Source organism: Pseudoalteromonas sp. Bsw20308, from assembly GCF_000310105.2.
Taxonomy (GTDB): domain Bacteria; phylum Pseudomonadota; class Gammaproteobacteria; order Enterobacterales; family Alteromonadaceae; genus Pseudoalteromonas; species Pseudoalteromonas fuliginea.
In genome coordinates, this window is the sequence record NZ_CP013138.1 from 3,528,916 (window position 1) to 3,553,987 (window position 25,072).

Here is a 25,072-nt window from a genome sequence, read left to right on the forward strand (position 1 = left end):
CTTAACAATTAAAAGGTGGGCCGAAACCCACCACTATTAATAACCTGGGTTTTGTGTGTACGACCCGCCACTTAAAATCATTTGCTGGTTTGGAATAGGTAAATACTCATGCTTACCTTTAGTAAAAACAGCGTCGACTAAGTAAGGTTTACGTACAGCCTCAATTGCTAAATACTTATCAATAGTTTCTTTAGCTATCCCCCAACGAACTAAGTCAAAAAAGCGATGCCCTTCAAGTCCTAATTCTAAGCGTCGCTCAAAACGCAGTGCCTCTCTTGCTTGCTCTTTAGAATCAAAGCTTATATATGCGCCAATATTATAAATGCTGGCATTATGTAATTTATCGGTGCTTTGCTTAGCTCGTTCACGAATTCGGTTAATAATTGGCAATGCTTCGTCATACCTGTCTAACTCAATTAATGCTTCTGCTTTCCAAAGCAATACATCTGCGTAACGAATTAGCGGTGTATTTAATGAAAAAATAGGAAATGGTCCATTCTCACCGCGACAACTACAGTCTGGGTGTTCAAGATCTTTCATTGCCGTAAAGTTGCCATATATGCCTGGAGCACGTGACCAACTATCACCGCCATGAATCAAGTTTTCGTCATACTTAAATGGCTTACCTTCCATTGCAACAGTATGATCTAGGCGAGGGTCAACTGAGTCAGTCGTCATGTCGTAGTTAAAATCGTTAAAAGAGTCAAATAACGGCAAGCCTTGTTGATCTGTTTTAAACGCATTAACAAAATTTTCTGTTGGAACGTGAAAACCACAACAACCAAAACCTCCAGCCATTGGTGCATTTAATGCACTAGGCCAACTACCACGACCATCTGGTGAACCGTCATTTAAAGAACGCTGAATAGCAAACACTGATTCTTTGCCATTCTCAGTTTCAAATAAAAAGTTATTTGCGTAATCATCAAACAAACCATATACATCGGCTTGTTCAATTTCATCAATGAGATTTACTACTTTTACAAGTTTATCTTTATTAATATTAATAACTTGATGTAACTCATTTTGCTCATAAGCCTGATAGAGCAATGTTTTAGCTAAATATGCCTTGGCTGATAACGCTGAAGCTCGCCCTACATCATCTTGGGTTTGTGGTAAGTTGCCTGCGGCAAACTCAAAGTCTGCTGCAATCTTATCCCATAGCTCCTGATCGCTTAGCTCACGATTAGTTGCTGTAAGTATCTGATCTTGAGTCATCGTTTCATCAATCCACGGAATATGCTTATGATGAATTTTTAAGTCAAAGTAAAAAACACTGCGAATAAATCGCAGTTCAGATTGTTTTTCAGCGCTGTTTTCAATTGCATCGGGCGCATTTGCGATTACTGCTAATGCTGAGTTTGCTCTTGAGATCCCCGTGTAATTACGTGTCCATTTTTTATTATTCAAATCAATCAAATCTGGCGGAAAAGACTCCATATCTGGAACTATTGGTTGATATAAAGACAAAGCATGATAAGCAAATATATCACCGGGTCCATTACCACCTTTATGGGCATCTCCTGCGCGTAAGTTCCCTGTCGGCCATAAAAAATTAGGCGCGGTATAATGATCGTTACCTAGATATGAGTAAGCAGCAATAATCAACGCATCTACATTTTCACTATTAGAAACTTGTTCTTCGGTCAATACTCCCGAAGGTGCAACATCAAGATCAGACCCACCACAAGAAGCTAAAGAAAGAACAAATGTAGTTGCTGCAAATAGAGTTTTTATTTTTTTCATAATATGTGCTCGTATCGTTGTCGTTTTAATAAATCAAAAAGAAAGGTTCACGCCTAACGTGATACGTTTTGGAATTGGAAAGTTACTGTTTGGCGTCTCTGGATCCTGACTTAGCGTCCCGGATGGAGTAATGGTCAATAAGTTGCTTCCCTGCAAATAAATTCGTGCAGAACTAATACCGTATTGACTTAGCCACTGTTCATCAGGTGTATAACCGATAGATAAATTACGGAGCTTTAGGTAGCTGCCATCTTCCCAAAATAAACTTGACTGACGGCCTTCGCCATTGTTATCAATTAAAGTTAATGCAGGTACATTGGTGTCAGTATTGTTAACTGACCATGCATCAAGGACTCGGTCGCCGTAGTTAGAGCCTATATTTAATGATGTGAAGTCAGTAAATCCACGCCAGCTATTACGTATTTCACCTCCCTCAACACCTTGCCAGAACATATTCAAATCCCAATTTTTGTATTTGAAATTCATGTTCAATCCATACATAAAGTCAGGATCAGTATCGGTGAAAAAGCTTTGATCGTTTTCATCAATCACGCCATTGCCGTCTAAATCTTTCCAGCGGACTCGACCTAAACCAGCCCCTGATTGCGCTGCGTGAGTATCTATTTCACCTTGATTTTGGAATAAACCATCGGCGACATAACCATAAATAGAGTTAATAGAATGACCAACAATCGTTTTATCATTGCCATTACCGCCGAATGAATTAACAACATCTTCTGGAAGTGATACAACTTTATTTTTAGCTGAAGAAATATTAAAACTAATATCGACATCAATATCACCATCTAAGCTATCAAAAGTAAGATAGTCGGCATATCCAATGAGAAACTCAAAACCAGAGTTTTCAATTGTGCCACCATTAACCCATTGCTGAGCGCCTTCGCCTAATGTTGCAAGTGGATTGGTTAAAGTTAAAATATCCTCTGTCGTTTTTTCAAACCAATCGATACTGCCGTATATGGTTTCGTAACGCATGCCAAAATCAAGACCAATGTTTGTTTGCGTTGATGTTTCCCATTTTAGGTCATCATTCCCCGTCTGTGCTTTTACAAACCCAGAAGGTAGCGTGCCGCCATTAGCCCCGCCTATATCATAAGCCGTTCCTTCATCTTGCTGATCAGTGAATAAGGATTGCGTTGCATAACGACTTAAATAGGTTGTGTACGTTGCATCTGTAGGGATTTCTTGATTACCTGTTTTGCCCCAACTAGCACGAAGCTTTAGAGTAGATAAAAACTCAATATCATAGAATGATTCGTTACTAATCACCCAACCTGCAGAAATAGCGGGAAAATTACCATAGTTATTATTACTACCAAAACGAGACGAACCGTCACGACGTATTGTTAGGCCTGCTAAATATCGATCATCATAGTTATAGTCCATACGCGCAAAATAAGAATTAAGAGACCATTTATCACCATCCCCCTCCACACGAACATCACCAGTTGCTTGTGATAAATGAGCGTAATCGCGATCATCAGAAGCAAAACCAGAACCATAACCAATAGACCCTTCATACTCGTAATCTATTTGTTCAGTACCAAGCAAAAACGTGAAATGGTTTGCATCTAAATCAAGCTTATACTCTGCGGTATTAGTCCAACTGAAACTGCTATTCCAATTTTCTGTCACTGACAGCTGATCACCATAGTTTAGTGAACCAGCTTGAAAAGCACGGGTATAATTCCTGAAATAGTATTGTCCGTAATCTAAGCCGATAGAGCTTTTTAACGTTAAGCCCTCTATTGCTTCATATTCAACAAAAATATTCCCCATTAATTTATTGAATCTACTGACATTATCTCGATTCATTTCAATTAATCGAACTGGATTATCACGGTCAGTTACACCAGGAACCGGTCCTCCCCAGTCTCCATCTTCGTTATATACAGGAACGATAGATTGTTGCTCTATAGCCAAATTTAGAATATTACCGGCCAGATCATTAACCAAGTTTGACTCTTGGTTTGTCACTATAAAGTTCTCACCAATCTTAAGTTTATTTGTTAACTGATAATCCGAGTTAACGCGAAAACTAATTCGCTCAAATTCTGAGCCATCAACAATACCTTCTGAGCCGTAATATCCAAGTGAACTATATATCGAAGCTTTGTCTGAACCTCCTGAAACTGAAAAATTAAGATCCGTTACTTTTGCAGATCGCGTAACTTCATCAAACCAGTTTGTATCTGCAGGACGCTGCACCTGTGCAGCATCTGTGAACTCAGGTAAAACAACGTTGTTTAATTGAGGGTTATTAAAATCATTATTCCAATCATAAGTATAAAGAGAACTTGCTGCATTTGGATCTGACCTATCATTTACTGCAGCTTGCCAGACTGCTTGTGATCTTTGCTGTGTATTTAATGGATTTAACTCATAATTAAAATCATCATATGACTGATTAAAAGAAAAATTGAAGTCGAGCCCTTCATTCCCTTTTTTTGTTGTAATAACAATGACACCATTACCAGAGCGAGCACCAAAAATACTTGCAGCTGCCGCATCCCTTAGTACCTGTATATCTGCAATATCGTGGCTATTTAGTTCATGCATGCCCGATTTAGTGGGTACACCATCAACAACATAAAGGGGATCGTTGTTACCTAAAGGTCCCAAACCTTGCCCCCGAATACGCACCGTTGCTGTAGAATCGGGTGAGCCACTCGTCGTAATTTGCAAACCAGGTACACGCCCTTGCAAATTTTTCATGATATTACCAGACGGCAAGTCAACGACATCTTCAAGGCTAACAGTGCTCACCGCACCTGTTAAATCTTTCTTTTTGACACTACCATAACCATATGAAACTTCTATTATTTCAATACCATCACTAGATATAGCTTTTTCTGGCAGCTGTTCAGCGGCAACAACACTGAATGGTAACGTGCAGCCTAGTAGAATTGTATTAACACTAACTGCAAGTTTGTTTTTTCGAAATATGAGCATTGTGTGTGTCCTCATTTTAATTATTAATGTTGATTTCATCATACAAATTAACAACGTTGTCTTTTTATCGTGTGAATATATTTTCTGCACTCAAATTTTATGGTTACGCTTGGGTACATAAAATAAACAACGTTGTCTTTTTAACATTTAAAAAACATCTAATCAATATAAATTAAAAATTATTAACGACAGCATTAATGCTTTTGAATGTTAACCTGGGATGGATAAATAATAATCAAGGTGTTATGAATTTATTGCGAAGTCAATTACCCACCTTAAAGATAACGACTATCCTAATGTAGGCAATTATTTTAAATTATGGTTTCAGCGACAAGACATCTGTGTAGGAAGCTTATCGCGTTGTTATTTTTAAACCATTGCCGCTTTTACATACACATCAAAACGATTCTTTTTGGTTTTAATTTGCATACTTGGGGTTTTGTCATTTAAAAATGGGGCGTAATCGGGACGTTTTACTACTACGCGCTTACTGGCGAGTGGGTAGGCGAATTCGAGTAAATCGTCAGCGTCGGTATCTGCACCAACAAGCTCTTGAAATACACGCATTTCTTTTTTTACTAATGCTGATTTTTCGCGATGCGGGAACATAGGATCTAAATAAACCACATCGGGCATGCTTTCACATTGCGATAGTAGAGTGTGGCTTGAACCAAATATAAGGCTCATGCTTTGCTTCATCCATGCGCCAATTTCAATGTCGTTATAAGCACGTTGCAAACCATCATACAATAACGCGGCGACTACGGGGTGGCGCTCATGTAATATAACGTTGCATCCAAGTGACGCAAGTACAAAACCATCACGCCCTAAGCCGGCAGTTGCATCAAGCACTACGGGCGTTGCGCCTTTATTTAAGCCAACCGCTTTGGCAATTGCTTGGCCTTTACCTCCACCAAACTTGCGCCTATGCGCCGCTGCGCCGGTTACAAAATCAACGTTGATCGCGCCTAATTTGGGTTCATCCGTTTTATATAAACTCAGGCCGCTATCGTCGTAATTCAGCCGAAAACCATTGTTTTTCTCTGCCCATTGAGCCAAACCAAAACGCGTTTCTAACTCATTTAAATAAGGGCGACACTCTTTAAAAGCACACTGAATAACCACTCTACACTCCGACGATAAAATACCTATTTAGTATATCAATCAGTACAGGTTAAAGCACTAAAATAGCTCTATATCGTTATTTTCAGTGGTATTTTGTAAGACAACTTCACTATCGTTACTACGCAAGCTAGCGAGTAGCCCATTACGAGTTTCACTAATTTGCTTAAGCTGACATTTAATAAATGCTAGATCGCTATTAGCAGAAGTAAACAACTGCATAGTTTTATCTAGCTTGGTAAAGTAAGGCGTTAAGTCACAAATATTATCACTCTCTTTTTGCACTTTAATTGCACTATCAAGCTCACTTAATTGCCCTATAAGCTGTTTAGCAATACTGTTTTTTGCCTGGCCCTGAGAATCTAATTGCTTCACTATGTCTTCAAGCACGATGCCTATTTGCGTGGCCTGTTCGTAGCTATTTTCATTATTTTGTATAGTGATCACTTTTTCATTGGTGATCTCCAATATGTGTGGAAACAAATCTTTGTAATGCCCAAATTTAGCGCTATCGTCAACGGGCATGTTTTTTATCAGTAATGATATTTTAGGGTAATTAATAATTGTGCTGGAGCTAATATCGACAAACCGCTGTGCATGCCTATGTTGTTCTAATAACTCTTGTTCTAATGGGCACACTGCACTTTGCTGAGAATAAAATATGCCTCTACTTTCATACCAAAAAACAACAACAACATCTAAATCTAAATGTGTAAAAAATGCTAAAAAATATTCGCTTAATGATGAGAAATTATTAGCATGATAACTTTGCCCAACGTAGCGTATTATTCGGCCCATATCACCTGATTCAGTCATGGCCATTTCGGCTGTTTTATTTGCGTGAGCTACATCATATTTTAACTTTATGCCTTGCTGTCGATATTCGTAAAGCACTTTTATACGCGCCATTAATTCTTCTGCGTTAAAAGGCTTAGCTATATAGTCAGATGCACCAGCACTGTAACCTTTAACACGATCAGCCAACTCAATGTTGGATGATAAAAACATAACGGGAATATCTTTGGTTAGCTCATTTTTTTTAATCGTTTGGCAAACTTCAAAGCCTGATTTACCCGGCATTTCTATATCGAGCAAAATAATGTCGGGGTTATATTTATTAGCGAGCCTTAAACCTTCATCCCCATCTTTTGCATGAATAATTTTACAAAACCCTGCTAAAGACTCCTCTATTATATGGTGAACCAACTTATCGTCATCAATTGCCAATATTAGCTTTGCCATGCCCTAGTCCATTTTATTAGGTATGTTAAGAGCATAGCTCGGTAGACTGAATTTACTAAAAATTTTAGTGAATAAGTTAAGGCGTATTGATCTTTGTGGATTGAAATCTGTCCCTAGAAAGAACCCAAAGGGCAGCGCATGTTTGGCATTTATGCTGCGTTATCGCCTATTTATGGGGAATAACCACACTACATAGGCTCTGCCTTGCCTAAATACCAAACAGTCTGCTGCAAATTCACCCACCAAAGATCAACACGCCCTAAAATTTAGATAATAAAAAAGCGCCATTAGGCGCTTTAATTTGGTTTGTGCTAAATATTAGCTTTTTTAAGCTGCAATACCGCTGTGGCGTAGTAACGCGTCAACATTAGGCTCACGACCACGGAACTTTTTAAATAATTCCATTGGCTCTTCACTGCCGCCTTTTTCTAAAATATTTTGCATGAAGGCTTGACCGGTTTGCGGGTTGAAAATACCTTCTTCTTCAAATTTAGAATAAGCATCAGCAGAGAGTACTTCAGCCCATTTATATGAGTAATAACCAGCGCTGTAACCGCCTGCAAAAATGTGGCTAAAGCCATGCTGAAAACGGTTAAACTCAGGTGGATTAACGACCGAGGTACGGCTACGCACATCGTTTAGTACGGCTTGAATTTGACACTCTTCACCCGCTTTATAATCATTGTGGATTTTAAAGTCGAATAACGAGAACTCAATCTGACGTAGCATTTGCATGCCTGAGTTGTAGTTTTTAGCCGCTAGTAGCTTATCAAGTAGCTCTTTAGGTAACGGCTCGCCCGTTTCATAATGGCCTGAAATAAAGCTCAATGCTTCTTCTTCATAACACCAGTTTTCTAAAAACTGACTAGGAAGCTCTACCGCATCCCACGCTACACCATTAATACCCGCAACAGGAGCAGCATCAACTTGTGTAAGCATGTGGTGAATACCATGACCAAACTCGTGGAATAAGGTTGTCACTTCGTCATGAGTAAACAATGCAGGTTTATCGCCAACCGCTTTATTAAAGTTACACACTAAATAAGCCACTGGAGTTTGTAGTTCGCCGTTAGCACGCACTTTACGACCCATACAGTCGTCCATCCACGCCCCACCGCGTTTACGGTCGCGTGCATATAAATCGAGATAAAAACGTCCACGTAAGGTATTGCTGCTATCTACAATTTCAAAAAAGCGTACATCTTTGTGATAAGTATCAAAGTCAGTAACTTCTTTTACGCTAATACCAAATAAACGGTTAACGGTTTCGAATAAGCCACTTAATACTTTATTTGCTGGGAAGTAAGGACGTAATACTTCATCTGAAATAGCGTACTTTTCTTGCTTAAGTTTTTCGCTGTAGTAACCAAAATCCCATGCCTGTAATTCAGAAATACCATGTTTTTGCTCAGCATAGGCTTTTAACTCTGCCACTTCTTGCTCTGCTTGTGGTTTTGATTTAGCCGCTAGGTCTTCTAAAAACGAGAATACTTGCGCCGGTGTTTCGGCCATTTTAGTTGCCAGTGACTTTTCAGCGTAGCTGTTAAATCCTAGTAACTGTGCAAGTTCATGGCGAAGCGCAAGCTCTTCGCTCATAATACCTGAGTTATCAAATTCACCAGCGTTAGGGCCTTGATCTGACGCGCGCGTAGAAAACGCGATGTAAGTTTCTCTGCGGAGTTCGCGGTTATCTGCATAGGTCATAATTGGTAAATACGACGGAAAATCAAGAGTAAATACCCAACCGTCTAACTCTTTACTTTTTGCAGTATCTGCTGCAAGCGCTAAAGCAGATTCTGGCAAGCCAGCTAAGTCGCTTTCATCAGTAATATGTTTGTGCCAAGCAAGTGTGGCATCCATTACGTTGTTACCAAATTTTGAGGCAAGTTCTGATAAACGCGCGCTAATTTCGCCGTAGCGTTTTTGCTGCTTTGGCGCTAATGCAATACCCGATAATTTGAAATCACGAAGCGCATTAGTAATTGTTTTTTGTTGTGCTGTAGTCAGCGTTTTAAATTCGTCGCTGTTATAAAGCGTATTATACGCGTTGTATAAACCTTGGTGCTGACCTACAAATGTTGAATATTCAGATATTAACGGTAAGCACTGCTCGTAAGCTTCACGTAATTCGTCATTATTCATTACTGAATTTAAATGCGATACAGGGGAGAACATGCGCGATAATTTGTCGTCGGCTTCTTCAAGGGGTAATACTAAGTCATCCCACGTGTACGAACCTTTCGCTAACACGTCATCAATGGCTTTACGACAAAGCTCAATACCGTCTTTTAGTGCTGGTACTACGTACTCAGGCTTTATTTTTGAAAATGGTGGTAAGCCTTCAAGGCCAATTAGTGGGTTGCTCATAAATACTCTCTTTGCGTTAATGCATTACGTTTTAAATTGGGTCTAAAAGTAAAAAAACAACTCAACTGCTTTTAAGTTGTGTAATTTTAATAAGGTTGCTCTAAAGCAAAGCACAAATAACCCATTAATGAGTCGGCCACTTTATAACGCTCTAGGGCGTGTTGAACTTTGTGGATTGAAATTTGTTCACTCTAGGGGCGATTAAATCACGGCGCGAGGTTTGTAACCTAGTGGGCTAAGTAAAAACCGAGCAACAAAGAGTTAATCGTCCCTAGAAAGAACCCAAAGGGCAGCGCATGTTTGGTATTTATGCTGCGTTATCGCCTATTTATGGGGAATAACCACACTATATAGGCTCTGCCTTGCCTAAAAACCAAACACACTGCTGCAAATTCACCCACCAAAGATCAACACGCCCTACTACCGTATCAACTAGGTTATTGCTGCATATTTGCTTTTGAGTAAGTGGGCTAATGGCTATAAAGTCTTTTCGTTTGAGCTCATCTATTAAGGGATGCTCTTTTTCAAAACCTCTTGGTGGGCGTTTTAGCGACTCTCCTGACATTTCAAATATAGATTTAAATTGCTCATCATAAATTGCTTTTTTATAGCTATTTGGGTTTTCATCTATGCAGGTTCTAATTGCGTTAAGCGCCTTTGATTCTGGTCGCCAAATACCAGCACCTATAAAACATTCGTCATTTGCTAAGTGAAAGTAAAAACCTGGGGCGTGTACGTCTTTTCCCATAAAATGGCGAAATTGAATTCCTACATTAATTTTATATGGGGCTTTATCTTTACTAAAACGCGCGTCTTTATGGATTCTCATTAAACTACCGCCGACTTTTTTATCTGATGCGACAAAATGGCTAGAAACCTCAGCAAGTGGTGCTTGCATTTGCCTAATGAAATCTAAAGCGGGCTCTCTTACGTATTCCTCATACTGTGATTTATGGTCGTTAAACCAGTCTCTATTATTGTTTTGATCAAGCTGAGCAAGAAATTCGAATGTTTTTTTACTAAACATAGGTCACCTAAACACTCTTTATTTTTAAAACTTAATGTTATGCTAATGCGCATAAAACTCAACGCCTAAGGACATAAAATGACACAACACTTTGATTATATTGCAATCGGTGGTGGCAGTGGTGGTATTGCCTCTGCAAATAGAGCGGCAATGCGTGGCGCTAAAGTAGCACTTATAGAAGCAAAACACATGGGCGGCACATGTGTAAACGTGGGTTGCGTACCTAAAAAAGTAATGTGGCACGGTGCTCAGGTTGCTGAAGCAATTAATTTATATGCCCCAGATTACGGCTTTAATGTTGAAGTTAAAGGCTTTGATTGGAGCAAGTTAGTAGAAAGCCGTGAAGCCTACATAGGCCGAATTCATAAAGGTTATGACAGTGGCCTTGCAAGCAATGGCGTTACTGTAATTAAAGGCTTTGCTAAATTTGTAGATAATAAAACAGTTGAAGTAAACGGCGAGCACTACACAGCCGACCATATATTAATTGCAGTAGGTGGTCGCCCAAGCATTCCGCATATTGAAGGCGCTGAGCACGGTATCGATTCAAATGGCTTTTTTGAACTAAAAGAGCAACCTAAGCGCGTTGCCGTTATTGGCGCAGGCTACATAGCCGTCGAACTTGCTGGTGTATTACACGGTTTAGGTACTGAAACACATTTATTTGTTCGTAAACATTCTCCACTTCGTAACTTTGACCCATACATAGTTGAAACACTTGTTGATGTTATGGCTGCTGAAGGCCCAACTCTTCATACAGAATCTGTACCTCATAAATTAGTTAAAGAAAATGATGGCTCTGTAACGCTACATTTAGATAACGGCAAAACTCATAACGTTGACCAAGTAATTTGGGCCATTGGCCGCCAGCCAACAACAGATGCAATTAATGTAGCTGCTGCCGGCGTAGAAGTTAACAGCGATGGTTTTGTTAAAGTTGATGAGTTTCAAAATACCACAGCTAAAAACGTTTATGCTGTTGGTGATATTATCGAAAACGGTATTGAGCTTACGCCTGTAGCAGTTAAAGCAGGGCGAACTTTATCAGAGCGTTTATTTAATAAAGAACTACCTGATGATTTAAAAATGGATTACAGCCTAGTTCCTACTGTTGTATTTAGTCACCCACCAATTGGTACTATTGGCCTTACTGAACAAGAAGCTATTTCTCAGTATGGCGAAGAAAACGTTAAGATTTACCAATCTGGCTTTACGGCTATGTACACAGCGGTAACTAAACATCGCCAGCCTTGTAAAATGAAGCTTGTATGTGCCGGCCCAGACGAAAAAGTAGTTGGCCTACATGGTATTGGTTTTGCGGTTGATGAAATGATTCAAGGTTTTGCCGTTGCCATGAAAATGGGTGCAACTAAAGCTGATTTTGATGCTGTTGTGGCTATTCACCCGACTGGCTCAGAAGAGTTTGTAACCATGAGAGGTTAGTGTAAAAAAGATACACATAAACGTTTTCAATATCTGAAAACGTTAAACTCCCCGCATTAATCACTTTATCAATGAGGGGAGTGATCAACTAACTTTAGACAGTAAATTAATTTTTCCATCCGTAGCAGTAAGGCGAGCCGCCTATTGTGACTATGTAGCCCTCCAAGCTTTAATCTATACAGTAACAACCTATATCTTTCTCTATTTCTGAGTTATTTCGATAAACGGCTGTAGGTAACCATTCTACTTTTAAACTTCTTGATAAACGCCCTACCCTTATTATCGCCTTACGGTCTTATGTTTTGTTGAATTGGATAACAGTATGGGAACTTACTGCCAGCTTTGTTACTTCTTTCGGTTACGCTTGTTTCTACCTCCTATCAAAGCTTCTTTTATAACCATAATTAGTGCCATCACTACCGGCGATATCATTCCTACCACGGCAGTAAACGCTTGAAGCTCAAGAAAATATCCAGCAAGGCAAGTTACTAAGACTAACACTACCGTAGTGGGCATCGCCCATCGTCCTATTAACATAATGACAATATCTTGAGGCATAGTACGATTGGTAGATTGATCTATATTTGTTTGCTCAAGCTCGGGGTTAGATTTGGTTTTTGCATCGCAGTCCGATGAACTCTCAAAATTTTTTTTCATCAAAATTACTCCTCTGATTGATAAATTTTTTGGGGAAGGAGGGGGAGGCAAAAGCCTCCTTAGTCAGTCGCTGCAATAGTCGTTATTAACAGGAGAAGGAAGGAGAGTATGGAAGAGGGTTATGTCTTTAAATAGGGCTACTTAATGAAGCCAAACTTGAGGACTAAAAAAGTGTTGTTCCGGTGAATATTCGAGTTGAGAATATAGGTGTGTTTGATTGGCATAAATATCAAAATAAAGAGTATATAAACGAAGCCATATAGTGAGCCTAGGCTGATCAGTTTGATTAATTTGTTGCAGCGTGTACGAACACATTACGCCACTAATAGGGAGTGAAAAACACTGCTGAAATTGCACTAATAATTCGTCAACATAGCCTTTAACTGATGCTTTAAATAATAAATTAGCAATACTTTGTTGCTGGATATTTTCTCCCTGCAACTGCAGCCATATTTCTTCACAGTAATGATGTTTAAATAGTTGGTATAGCTCAGATGAGGAGAAGCCAATGTCCTTCATGGTTTGCCAGCAGGTGAGATCCTCAATATTGACACTATAAATGTTTGCTGCTTCACGCTTTAAAGCAAAGACTTTTTCAAATGCCTGCACATAATTTGCCATTATCACTTCCTTTGTTAGAACTTCTAGGAATAACGTGCGGGCATTAGAAATGTGAATTAAATTCGACTCAAACTAGTCCTTTTTTCAATAAAAATAAGTGAAATAAAATCATCAAGGATTGATGCTAGCTCTGAATGATTCCTTAAATGCCCGTGCCACAAAGTCTTAGACTCGCCATTCGCTAGAAAATGACTGTATCCTTCATCGTCAAAATATAAGTGTTGTATCTGACTATTTAACTGTGCTGTTTTATAACGACAAGCAATATGATTGCTGCCTGGTTGTGTGAAAAATACCATTTGACTATCACCGGAGGCTATTGTGTCGTCACTTTGTAAATTACCATTAAATTTAAATGTGACTTCATAAATAAAATCAACAACAGTGTTGCCACTCTCTAACTGAGCTGTTTCCGTTATAACTTCACTCGCGTAACCATGACTGGCCAACTCTATTTTTATATCACTTAACTGCGCTAACACTGTGTGTGAAAACAGCTCGTCAAAGTAACGCTTGCGATCGTATTCGCTAAGTAGGCGAGTGCTATCGGCTTTCGCTTTAGCAGCGTCATAAAGTGTTGATTTATGCTGATGTGTAAGAATCAACTCATGCGTGTTGGTTTCGCTATAGGTATGCATAAAAATCCTCTGTAACTTGTTTGTTAAAAACCATACTTCCATTCAATATGAAGTAACGCTTGACCTAACCAAGGCAATGTCACCATGCCAAGCCCCCAAGGCAACTTTGACATTAGAACGTCTTGCGGCATAGTCACTACGCGAATATGACAACCTGATTCTGTTTGCTCAACCGTCCCCTCTCGTGTAATAAACATCTTAGAAAACTCAATCGTTGGCATTCTTTTTAACACTTCCCAACGATTCACAAGCGCATGTAACATATGATCAATTGCCATAATTGTCTGTTCATTCAACTCAATGGGTTCCTCTATTTGGGTATCTAATGGCAGTCCCAGCAACGCATTAACGGTTAAACTAACTTCAATAAGTGGATCAATATTAGCGATATAACAAAGCACGGCATGCGCCTGCATTTGCGTGTCATCGTTTTTAAACTCCCCTTCATCCATCAGCTCAAGCCTGGTAAACAAAGTAGGTAAAAAAGGCCATAGAATAACCAAACCCACATCAAATGTGACAGGCTCACTTTGCTGTTCATTCATTTGTTGTAATTGCGCTAGCTGCGTTTTAACTTGTGAAATAGCACTTTGAACAACCCCTTTTTCGCACTCTGAAGACGTGGTTCTGGCAAGCTTTGTTAAAAGTCTTTTACTTTGTTTAATTGCCTGTTTGAGATCAGAATTTTGCAGTGTTGATTGAACATCAGCTCGTTTTTCTATATGAGCTAATAAGTTTTGCGTTTCATCAACGCGTTCAACCGCCATTAATGCGTTAAGTAGCGTTTCTGAGGGGGTTACTACTTGGTTTTTCTCTCCTTGAGGCAAAGTTACGAGCGTCTGTGCTATCAATGCTTCTTTTGCGTCATGTTTAACTAATATTGATGAATGAGTACCTATGGTTTCCTCTGGATATGAACTCACTTTATTAAGCTTATTATTCTGTGCTGATAACGCTGAACCATGGTGTACTTCATCGTCTTTAATTGTCTCTATATCCAGCTCGACATGTGAGCTTTGAGTTTGTTTTATACCCCCCTTACTTTGACGTGTATTATTATTTTCAAACGCTATTTTTTGCATATTGAGCTTAGGTACTTGCGCTGAGTTTTTATCGAGTGTCACTTGTGTTTTATCGACATTAACTTGATTTTCATCGCTATACTCAAACGTTTCTGAAGGTTTATGACTTATGTTCATATCGCTACTCATGTTTAACAATACGCTGTCATTGTTATCTTCATGCGTAAGTACATCTGGTAGAAAATTATTACGTAGTTTGTCATCGTCTTTAGTGGCATTTAAGGTAGCTTTAGTGAAAGACACTTGCTCGTCTTCAACCAAGGTTGATACCGCTCCATGTGTAATATGCGTATCAACTTTATGCTTTTGTAAATTACATTGCACCGCTAGAGGTTTTTCATCCACCTCATATTCTTGGGTTATGTTATGAGTAAGGCTGTCAGCTCGTCGCTCATTTTTTTGTGGCTGAAAAACCGTAACTTGTTCATCATTGAAATTTGCTATGCGTGATGTATAAAGTTCCTCAATATTAAAAGGCTGCAGCCATACACTATTCATTTCTGTTAGATGTTTTGTTGCATGACTAATCAAAGGTGTGAACCAAGCATCCAAACCAACCTCGGCACGCGCTATGAGCGGTAACTTTTGAAGTAGCTCTTTTTCAATCAAACCTAACGACTGAACGTGCTGTGTAATTATTTTTTGCAGCTGCTTGCACTGCTCATCTTGCTTTATTTCACCAAAAAGTAATGAACTTAGTTCATTAGCAAGCCATACTTGCTGATTTAAAACAAAACGATAAACACGCTGTAATGATGGCTGATAGCAAAACTGTAATTTATACCCAAATTTAGCCATGTGGGTGACTCTAGCGTAACATTGCCAAGTAATAGAGCCACGGTTATTCATTGCAGTTTGCCCAGATGTTAAAGCATGTTGTTGCTCAAAACTTTGAACCATGTTTACTAAATTGCGGTTAAGTTTTTGATAAAGTTTATCTAAACACTCATGCATAGCTTTTTCACTCTGCGCACCATCAAATAACAATCCGGTTAAGTTAGCTTGAGTAGTTGATTCATCTGAAAGAGCGCGTTGACACTCTACCTGTAACTTTTCAACGATCCGATTAAATGCATGACCACTTTCTGTACTGTGTAATTGCAACCATAAGTTCGAGTTTTTTTGAATAGGTAAGCTTTTCAATAGTTCAATAACACAAGGTAGTACTATGTGATCATAGGCATCTAGGGACATCGTTTGTTGATACTGCACCAACCAAATTTTAATCTGTTTGAGCACAGTCGATAGTTCATTATGGTTAACTTGTATAGCGAACTCATCTAATTGCTTCTTCGTCGCTATTTGCTGATATTGCTTACTCCATCTATTTACGTCATCAAACCAGCATTGTATTTCTTGTTCAGGTATACGCTTTTTTACTTGCCATTTAATCGGTCTCTCTAAGAGTAGAGCTGGCACATCAGGCAACCGACTCAACAAGCTATAGAGCCTCAACACTCCCAATTTTTGGTTATTTACGTGGCAACTAAATAGTCCTTCAGAACCTAGCTTGTCTGTTAGTTTTACTATTTTATCTACTGTATGCTGCGGTGTTTCTCTCTTTCGAAAAGTATCGCCGACCGCTTGAGTTATTTGGTTTAATTTGGAAGCTAAAGTTACGCTTAGTCGTGTTTGATTGGCGCGAATAACCTGCAGTGCGAACCAAGCTTTTAGCCTTTGCTTTGGTAAAGCATGTGAATCAGCAAGGATCTGTAATAATGTTAATACCTGTTTTAAAGTTTGTTGTTGCTTTACCCCTAAAGCATTGACTTTTTTGACTATATTTAGTTTCCTACTGTCATTGTTAACCAACTCTGTGTGCTCAACCAGCTCAATTGCTAGATCACTTTGCTTCGCAGCACTAGTCACAATACGCTGTAAATCACTCAGTAATTTTTTATTACACTGCGCTTTATTTAATACACACCACATGCTGAGCATTTGCCTATATTTAGGTGTATTAAGTACAGCAGTAGTTTGTAGTAATAATCGATCGCTAAAAGCGCTATGGGCAACAAATAATTCATGTAGTGAGAGCAACAAAATGCACTGTTGTTCGCGCTCAGTATGCTCAGTGATACTCGTCGTAAATTCTAATAAGCGAATAAAACGATCACATTGCGCCATACTTAAGCAAGCCAACAATTTGCTAACTCTTTGCTGTTCTTGCGCATTATAAAGTGGCGCCACCAGCAACAGGAGTACCGTTTTATCTTGTTTGAATAACTGTACTAACCTTTGCCTAAGTTGCGGCCAATTTGGCTCTGCTTGGAGTTGCTGAAGCGGGTTAGAGATGGTTTTAATTGCTTCACTAATTTGCCTTTTTAACTCAAGTCTAAGCGTCGTCTTGGCCATTATTCCCTGTGGATTTTGTTTACTTAATTTTATAAGTAAACTAAGTAAAACCCTATTAAGACGAGTTACACCTTGGCTATTTATCACAGCGAACTGAGCAGAGTTCTGTTTACGGTATTGTTTTAATGGCCTTGCTATGCTGTCGCTCAGCAGCGGATAAACATAATGTTTAAACGCTGCAAATGGATCTAGCATTACAAATTGCCAATCAATTTCAGCCAAATCAATAACCAAATCAGGTAACTTAATCGTATCAAGCTGTAAGTCTGATTCATCTAATTCAGGCCAGTCCATTTGTGATAGACCTTGCATGATCCACTCTGAAAATTGACTTTGAACATCATCCAAGGTTATGTCTGATGCACGCAAAGCTGATTGAGGGGCCTGTATATCAGCCCTAAACTGTTTGATGGTTAGTTTCATAATTAAAAGTGATCATTGCGCCAAGGTTGAGTACCACACATCACTGGGCCATCTAAATATAATGCATGCCACCAGTAATCTTGATGTGTATGGTCATCGTGACTAATGTCTCCTCCTGCACTATAAATATGATGCCCAACACTCGCCTCCGCACGGTTACTTCGCCAATAACCCTGTGCCATCAGGTTTTGACATTTATATGCGCCACCACCGTATAGCACCGCGGTGTTAGCACGTGCAACTACTTGACAATCATCGCAATACGCAACACCTGCGCCATATTCAGAGTGACATGACGACACATCTAAAGTTGACTCTCGCACACCATACACACCGCCACCTTGGCGTGTTGCTGAACAGTGTTTAATATTGCCAGCTTCGAGACCACTGACGTCAGCTTCACCATAAATAGCCCCACCATCACCATTAACATGGTGATTTTCGATGACACAATTAAGTTTTGTGCTTTGCACATAACGTAAATGAAATGCGCCTCCATTACCTTCATACAAGCCACCATTAAGTAATGAACCATCGAAGGTAAAACCACGCATTTCAACACTTTTGATCAGCGCGTCACTTTGACCATGAATTAAAAAGCGACACCCTGCATGTTCTTTTACAATGCGCGTTTCTCGTTCATTAAAACCTATAATACTAACGTTTGAACCTATGCGTACTTGTTGTTTCAATTTGTAAACTCGGTTCATTTGTGGATGACTGGTGTGTGGCAGTAGTAAAAGAGTCACATTGCAGAGCAACTCTCGGCTCATCACTTCATCAAACTCTTGCTGATTTTGTATCAACAGTACTTTGTTACTTTTAGCCCACGACCAACAATGTGCATCTATATACGCTTTTACGGCAGCCTGTGTTGCCAGAGCTTCATCTGAAGCCATATCACCACCAAGATCAACATCAGCTGATATACAGTCAATCATTTGGGTTTCACCCAATTGGAGTGTTGATGAATTAAGTGACCCATTAACAGTGCAATCACTTTGTATGATGGCACCATCAGCAAAGCTTAAGCTATTATCCACCAGCAATGCATTGCGAACACGTACATCCCCTTCAATATCTAATTTATAGCTTGGTGCTTGTGTGCCGATACCAACATTACCTTCTGATGTTATGTGTAGGGCATCGTGGCCATTAGCTTGAATCATTAATGGAGCAGCATCTTTGCCCGACTCAACATTGATAAGATGCTCACCCTCAGTGCCAAATACCGACATAGAGGGCCCCGTTATACGGCTTCCCATTTGCAAAGTACTAAGTAAATTAACTTGACCATGCACTGTTACTGCATTATTGAACGTGGCTGCTGGTGTAACAGACACCTGTGAACCAACCTCTAATCCTTCAATGTTTATACCGCCTTGGAACGTTGCTTGCTTAGCAACTGTAAGGGTATCTCGCAATGACGTGTGATTTTGGACCGAAAGCTCATCATTGAGCCTTACCGAACCTTGGAATGTACTTTCACTTTTCACTTCAACATGGCGATTAAATGTTGAGATACCATCCACTAACAACGTATCTTTGAGATGAACATCATCACTAACAGTTAAGTCCGATCGCAGCTCAACATCGCCAAATATTTTTGCTCCATCCAAGCACTCTAATCGACCAGAGCCGTGCAACGTTCCTTTAAGCTCAACATCACCTCTAAATACTGCATTGCCGTTAACATCCAATGCTTGTGTTGGTGAGTCGGTTTGTACACCAAGCTTACCGTCTTCAATCACAACGGGTTTTGCACCTTGATGGTAAACAGCAAAAGCTTTTGCAAAATGATTTTGGTCAATAGCCACTTGTGCTATACCCGCAGGCATACCTGCTGATTCGTCATCAATAACGCTACTAAAAGGTAAACCAAAGCGCGCTTCTCCTGCGAGTTCGCTATTACCGTACACATTAATGTTACTTCTAAAGCTGGCATACTCATCAACATGTAAACTTTCATCGACCTCTAAGCGCCCTTTGATCCCAACGTCTTTTCTAAACTGACTATCTTCAGCAACATCGAGCGCATAATCGGGTCGCTCAACACCCACACCTAATCGACCGTCGTTAAATACTAAACCCGCCTGGCCTCCCTGCCTTTCAATATAAAGCCCTTGCTTTCCTTGCTCTTGAATATGTAACCGTGCGTTTGCCGGTTTATCTGATAGATTTAAGTCACCCTCTATCTCTACATCAGTATCAAATTGCGCTCCGCCTTCAACAAGTAACGCATTACCGCTTTCAGTGGGCGATATTTTCATACCATCCATAACACTCACATGGCCATTCACTGTGAGTGTATTATCGACGGTCGTTGGACCATTAGCATTGAAGTTATCAGAAAAGGTCACTGCACCATCTGTTACCGTTAAGCCATTATGAAAATCAACGGCATCTGTCACAGATAAAGTGCCAGCTAGGTGGCTAGAACCTTGCACAGCTAAGGCATCTTTTTGTTGCTGCGCGCTATTATTCGTTACGCTAAGTGATAAACCATCATCAACTTGAGCCGTGCCATTAACACACAGCTTGTTTTTTAGTTTAGTGTCGCCTTGAACTTCAAGCGCAACCTCTTCACCTGAGTTCGCCTCACCCATGATCTGCACTTGACCAGTCACACAAGCTTGGCCAGTTAGTGCAAAATTCACATCAGATACTGGTAATGGCTGGTTAATAGCAAGTTGACCGGCAGCCATATAAGTTGCAAAATCTTCAGTGGCATGTTCCACTTTTATTGCCGCTTGTTCACTCAATTGGGTGATATGCACTTGCGAGTTGGCAGTTCTTAATAATGGATTACCAGCAACACCCACCGTTAATTGACCATGAACCTCTGTATTACCAAAAATACCAGCGCCGCCATGCACACTAAGTTGTGTGGAAAAATTACTGTTCCCCACAACCACATTCATATCGTTGACGCTAAAAATGGCTTCGTCATTATTGTTCAATACATTAATATCACTGGCAAAATCTACAGAGTGCGCAAACAGCGCATCAGCTCCTACGTGCAAGGACTTCATTGGGTTAGATTCAAAAAGACCTAATTTATCCATCTTACTGGTGATAATAGGCGTCACTGCTTGGCCGTTAAAATGACTGATCTCAACGCCTGAAGGGTTACTTGGACTACTCAATACAGCAAGCTTTGCGTCGCACTCCCAGTTTAGTTGATCATTGTTTGAAGCAATATTAAGCTGATTATAAATCTGCGCTTGTTCAATATCAGCGTGAGTATTCACCGTTAAACTATCAGTCGTTGTACTGCCAGCAATTAACTGGCCATTTATTGTTGCTGTATCACTATCAAGGTGCTGATTTACTGTTACGCTTTCGCCAGTGACATGTCCCTCAACGCTTAAAGCATCTTTGATTTTAGTTGCTTGGTACACCGTAATTTTTGATTCATCTAGCAATGGGGCATCTGTGACTTTGACAAACTGTGCTGCGTTCGTCGCTATATTTAATAATGACTCTCCGGTGTTACCATTCACATCTAACTTAGCCGTAGCGTTAACTTTGCCCAATGCAAGCTTACCTGATACCGCTAAGCTTCCAGCGTCAATCGGTAATTCATTCACACCCACTGACATTGATTCAGAGACACTAACATTACCTTCAAAGTGACTTTTATCTAGCCCGTTAAGCTTCACATAATGCGCATTTCGTATATCACCAAAAAGCGCATCACTGGCCACATGAAAATCGGCAGCAACATCCGTTGTGCCCACACCAACCTTACCTTCAGAATTAATAAAAAATGGCGTGGTATCGTTGTTATAGTCATCTACTCGCAGCAAGGCATCCATATCACTACTGCGTTTTGATATGTGCAGTTTAGCTTGTGTACTTTGCGCATCAATCCCCACACCTAATGTGTCACTTACTTCTAGATGCCTGGTAAATATCGCATTTTCACCTTCAAGCTTGTCGCTAAGTATTGTTTTACCTGTAACCACTAATGTATTGGCACTGGCATTTGCAAGTGTCGATGATACTGACACCACCAAATCTGACGCATCAATTGTATCCGTCACATTAAGTGATTTAGCTGTAACAGATTTTGTGATGTTTGCATCACCAGATATCGTGACTTTAGGTGCTGTATTTTCATCAAGCTCGGCACGTAAGATTTCTGTACTGGCGTTGTTAACCAGCAATGCATCAGTATTAAGTTGTACCGTATTCACCTGAGTAGTCGCATTGAGCATACTTGCTTGTACAGTGCCCAAAACTTGCAGCTTTTTATCGTCTTTTGAAAGCGACAATACACCGTCAAACATTTCCATGCTGTCACTATCGAGATTTAGCGTTTGCGTCTCACCTTGTGTCATGCTCAATTCGTTAGCACTTAATTTCAACTTTTCATTGGTTTGTGTATCAGATGTGATAGTCAGAGGTGCAGACACTTCTAATTCACTTTTATCATCTACTTTAACCACTTGAATAGGATCATCTACTTGATTGAAACTAGAGCGGATCAACGCCTCAAAATCATTGCCTGAGGGCGTTTTTAGATCATCAAACTTCTCAATAAGTGAATCGCGGTTTTCCTTTTCAATTACTGTTGTTGCATGCGCAGGTAACGTCGCATTTTGATCATTAAGTGTAGTCATTATGTGTTCCTTAATTAAATTCGATTTGGCGTGCTGTTAGCAACGATAAATTGGTACTTCTCTGGCGAAATTGGATTAATAGCAGAAATAGACACAGGAAAAAGTGGCTTTAAATAAGCCAAAGGCGTATAGCTAATGGCGAGCCGCTGCTGACGGGATGCATGCTCTTGTAGACTAGGGCGACAGATTTCATCAATGTGATGCTGTGCTGTTAGATAAAAAATAGTATCGGCATCAAATCCATCGGGAAAGTTCGCATCGTGGCTTAGGATATTCTCATTAACCGAATCATGTATTTGATCAGCGTTTTGCCCTGTGATAATAAAATCAGTATTTGAATGTTCACTATCGTAGGTATTGAGTAGCTCCAGTATGGTGGCTTTTATTGCATTCCAATTACCATACTGCAGTGCTTGATACGTGAGTATTAAATCTGCAAGCAGCCAATGTGTGTGGCCTTTGTCATCAGTACTTTTGGGTTCAATTAAAAAAGAACTTAGTAGCTGGCTAAGTTGCTCTGTAATATTTAGCAGAGTGTCATTTTGCTCACTAAAACGAGTACGTTGAGTTTGCGCAAAATAATTCAACCAACCATAATATAAGCGTTCAAATAAACTCATCGTTTCTCTGTCTAGCCATAGACATTGCACAGGCATATGCAACGGCGTGTATTCACGGATCGTACGTTGTACAAAATCCTGAAATTCTACTGTGGCAAAACGAGTTGTCCAATCAGGTAAAATGACATGTAAAGTATCGCTCAGTGCTGGCGTTGTAAGTAAACTCCCTTCAACCAAGTAAAAGCTTTCTCGGTTGTGGGTGGCCAATGGCATTTGACCAGGGTGCGACATGCCAAGGCGGCGCATAATACCCTTAGTCATAGAACTGCAATGCTGATACAGTAAAGTTTTAGAAAGATAATCAAAACCACGACAACGATTCTGCCCTAAATCACCAATCTCACTTAGCAAGCGGCATTTATCTATGTACTGACGCAACAATACCAAACGCTCAAGCAATGATTCATCAGGGTTAGGATCTCGTTCATCTTTTAAGCTTGGTGCATAAAGCGCAAATACCGCTTTGTATTTTAATAAATTACTATCAACAGGACGTTCAGAAAATCGCGCTAGTAAATGGTCTACGCTTTGATTTAATCGTGTCAATTGTGCAATAGAAAAGTCACTCTCAAGGCTGTGTTGCATGCCCCGCTGCCTGTAATTAAGCGATTGAGTATCTAACAAATGCTCAATTCCACTTATTTCTTCTAGCGCCTGACTTAATTGCGAATGCGGTAAAGTGCAAGCATGCTGCCAAAATACGTCGACCTGTTGAGCATTTAACGACTCACTAGCCAACATACAATCGAGTAACTTACCCAAACTTTCAAATGATTGCGGCTTTGGAAGCGAGAGAATATCGGGCAAAACATCAAGTTGTTTATGCTGATCTGCCAGTATTTGATCAAACAGATGTAAATACCCTTTAAACTGTAGTAATCGAGCCTTTTCAGTACTATCAATAGCTTCATTTAAGGTGTGCTCTGCAACAGCATACACTTGTGGAAGTTCATTCTGTAATGAACGATAGTCACTTAATCCTAAATGCCCTGCTTGCTCAAATTTAGGTAACATGACTGACTGAGTAGCTTGAGGAGCTTGATTAAGCACCTGCAAACCTTGGCGTATCAGGTTTTTTTCTTGTTCGGTTAGCTGATATGACTGACCATCAATCAGTAAATTTAAGTCATTAAAAAAATTATCTTCATCAAAGCCTAATTGCGCAATGTTAACGATTTGCTCGTTATCATCGCTACCAAATTGAATTTGCCAAAACTCATAACCATCTTGAGCATTGTAGTTCCCATCCGCATTATTCTGATCGGCTAAAAACCGAAACGCGTTAACGCGCTCTATGTTTTCATACCCATGTAATACACTTAAAATGTCTGAGCTAAACAAGCGCACGCTATAAGATGATTTATGTAAGTCTTCATCTAGCACAAAGCCATGATGTAATTTGGGTCCTTGATAGATTTGCCCAGTACTCATGCCAAGTTGTAATAACTGCTGCGCAGAATACTTAGGGATATCAGGGGAGATCTCCCGACCGATTAACGTATACAAATCCGTTAATAAAGCCACTAAATTATCAACATGTTGTAATGACAAGGTCATGCCTATTGTCACTTTACTGACGTCATAAAATGTAATATCACCTAGTCTATGGTTCACGCATCGAGCTTGGCTAAATACACGGCTAATCAGCTGTGTTACATTTGTTTTTTTGTCGTCATTAGTTGAGTACAACAGCACATTAAAATCTAAAACAGTGGCATTTGAGTCTTCGGTTTGACGCGATATAACATGTACATTTTTAACTTCTAGTAAATCTAAAATAAGGCGTCGATAGTCATCTTCTGTCACACAGTGACTAAATAACACTTGCTCGGGCTCGTAAAATTTAACACTCCCCCCACTATGTGGTTGCGCTAATAGCTCCGGAATTGGATAGTCCAACTTATAACTGAGATCAGACAGCACATACACCAACACTTCTAGTACCGTTACACCAGGATCAAAACGGTTGTGATCGGTCCAGGTATTGGGCGCGAATTGTTGTATTCTAGCTATGCCTTGCTGACGCAGTGCCTCTAAATCTTGCCCCGTATTTCTGGGCGCAATATTTAAGATCTGCAGAACTTGATTGTCCATAACATTCCTGAATTAGTCATATGAATAACTACAAGAC

General features: G+C 39.8%; 13 protein-coding genes. 1 reads left to right on the forward strand and 12 read right to left on the reverse strand.

The genetic code is table 11. The annotated features are described in order from the left end of the window. Positions 1-36 precede the first annotated feature (36 nt). The 6 genes from D172_RS15555 to D172_RS15580 all read right to left on the reverse strand — a co-directional run bounded on the left by D172_RS15555 (position 37) and on the right by D172_RS15580 (position 10,477). Positions 37-1,746 carry a RagB/SusD family nutrient uptake outer membrane protein gene (locus D172_RS15555; protein WP_007377681.1) on the reverse strand — a complete coding sequence of 570 codons (1,710 nt, stop codon included), beginning with the start codon at positions 1,744-1,746 and terminating at the stop codon, positions 37-39. A 33-nt stretch (positions 1,747-1,779) separates the two neighbouring features. Continuing rightward, positions 1,780-4,719: a SusC/RagA family TonB-linked outer membrane protein gene (locus D172_RS15560; protein WP_007377682.1), complete on the reverse strand. Its 2,940-nt coding sequence runs from the start codon at positions 4,717-4,719 to the stop codon at positions 1,780-1,782. A gap of 369 nt (positions 4,720-5,088) precedes the next feature. Beyond that, entirely contained in the window at positions 5,089-5,844 is a 756-nt protein-coding gene (locus D172_RS15565) for a class I SAM-dependent methyltransferase (protein ID WP_007377683.1), read from the reverse strand. 57 nt (positions 5,845-5,901) lie between these two features. After that, positions 5,902-7,083: a response regulator transcription factor gene (locus tag D172_RS15570; RefSeq protein WP_007377684.1), complete on the reverse strand. Its 1,182-nt coding sequence runs from the start codon at positions 7,081-7,083 to the stop codon at positions 5,902-5,904. Positions 7,084-7,410: 327 nt separating this feature from the next. Next, a complete protein-coding gene (gene prlC, locus D172_RS15575) occupies positions 7,411-9,450 on the reverse strand; it encodes an oligopeptidase A (protein ID WP_007377685.1) in 2,040 nt (679 codons plus the stop codon). Positions 9,451-9,796: 346 nt separating this feature from the next. Continuing rightward, complete coding sequence (locus D172_RS15580) at positions 9,797-10,477, reverse strand: DUF2461 domain-containing protein (RefSeq protein WP_007377686.1); 681 nt, start codon at positions 10,475-10,477, stop codon at positions 9,797-9,799. A 78-nt stretch (positions 10,478-10,555) separates the two neighbouring features. Between D172_RS15580 and gorA the strand changes: the two genes are divergently transcribed. Then, complete coding sequence (gorA, locus tag D172_RS15585; RefSeq protein ID WP_007377687.1) at positions 10,556-11,920, forward strand: glutathione-disulfide reductase; 1,365 nt, start codon at positions 10,556-10,558, stop codon at positions 11,918-11,920. 345 nt (positions 11,921-12,265) lie between these two features. Here the strand turns inward: gorA and D172_RS15590 are convergent, their stop codons facing one another. From D172_RS15590 to D172_RS15615, 6 genes are all read right to left on the reverse strand, one after another. After that, positions 12,266-12,577 (reverse strand): hypothetical protein, encoded by a 312-nt coding sequence (locus D172_RS15590; protein WP_033015760.1) that lies wholly within the window; start codon positions 12,575-12,577, stop codon positions 12,266-12,268. A 141-nt stretch (positions 12,578-12,718) separates the two neighbouring features. Further along, positions 12,719-13,198, reverse strand: coding sequence for a hypothetical protein (locus D172_RS15595; RefSeq protein ID WP_007377688.1), 480 nt, complete (start codon positions 13,196-13,198; stop codon positions 12,719-12,721). 56 nt (positions 13,199-13,254) lie between these two features. After that, positions 13,255-13,836, reverse strand: coding sequence for a hypothetical protein (locus D172_RS15600; RefSeq protein ID WP_007377689.1), 582 nt, complete (start codon positions 13,834-13,836; stop codon positions 13,255-13,257). 23 nt (positions 13,837-13,859) lie between these two features. Beyond that, positions 13,860-17,696 carry a contractile injection system tape measure protein gene (locus tag D172_RS15605; protein ID WP_033023752.1) on the reverse strand — a complete coding sequence of 1,279 codons (3,837 nt, stop codon included), beginning with the start codon at positions 17,694-17,696 and terminating at the stop codon, positions 13,860-13,862. 2 nt (positions 17,697-17,698) lie between these two features. Continuing rightward, the gene (locus D172_RS15610) at positions 17,699-22,321 is read right to left on the reverse strand and encodes a hypothetical protein (RefSeq protein WP_007377691.1); all 4,623 of its coding nucleotides are present in this window, start codon (positions 22,319-22,321) and stop codon (positions 17,699-17,701) included. A 14-nt stretch (positions 22,322-22,335) separates the two neighbouring features. Continuing rightward, positions 22,336-25,035, reverse strand: coding sequence for a hypothetical protein (locus tag D172_RS15615; RefSeq protein ID WP_007377692.1), 2,700 nt, complete (start codon positions 25,033-25,035; stop codon positions 22,336-22,338). Between the last annotated feature and the right edge of the window lie 37 nt (positions 25,036-25,072).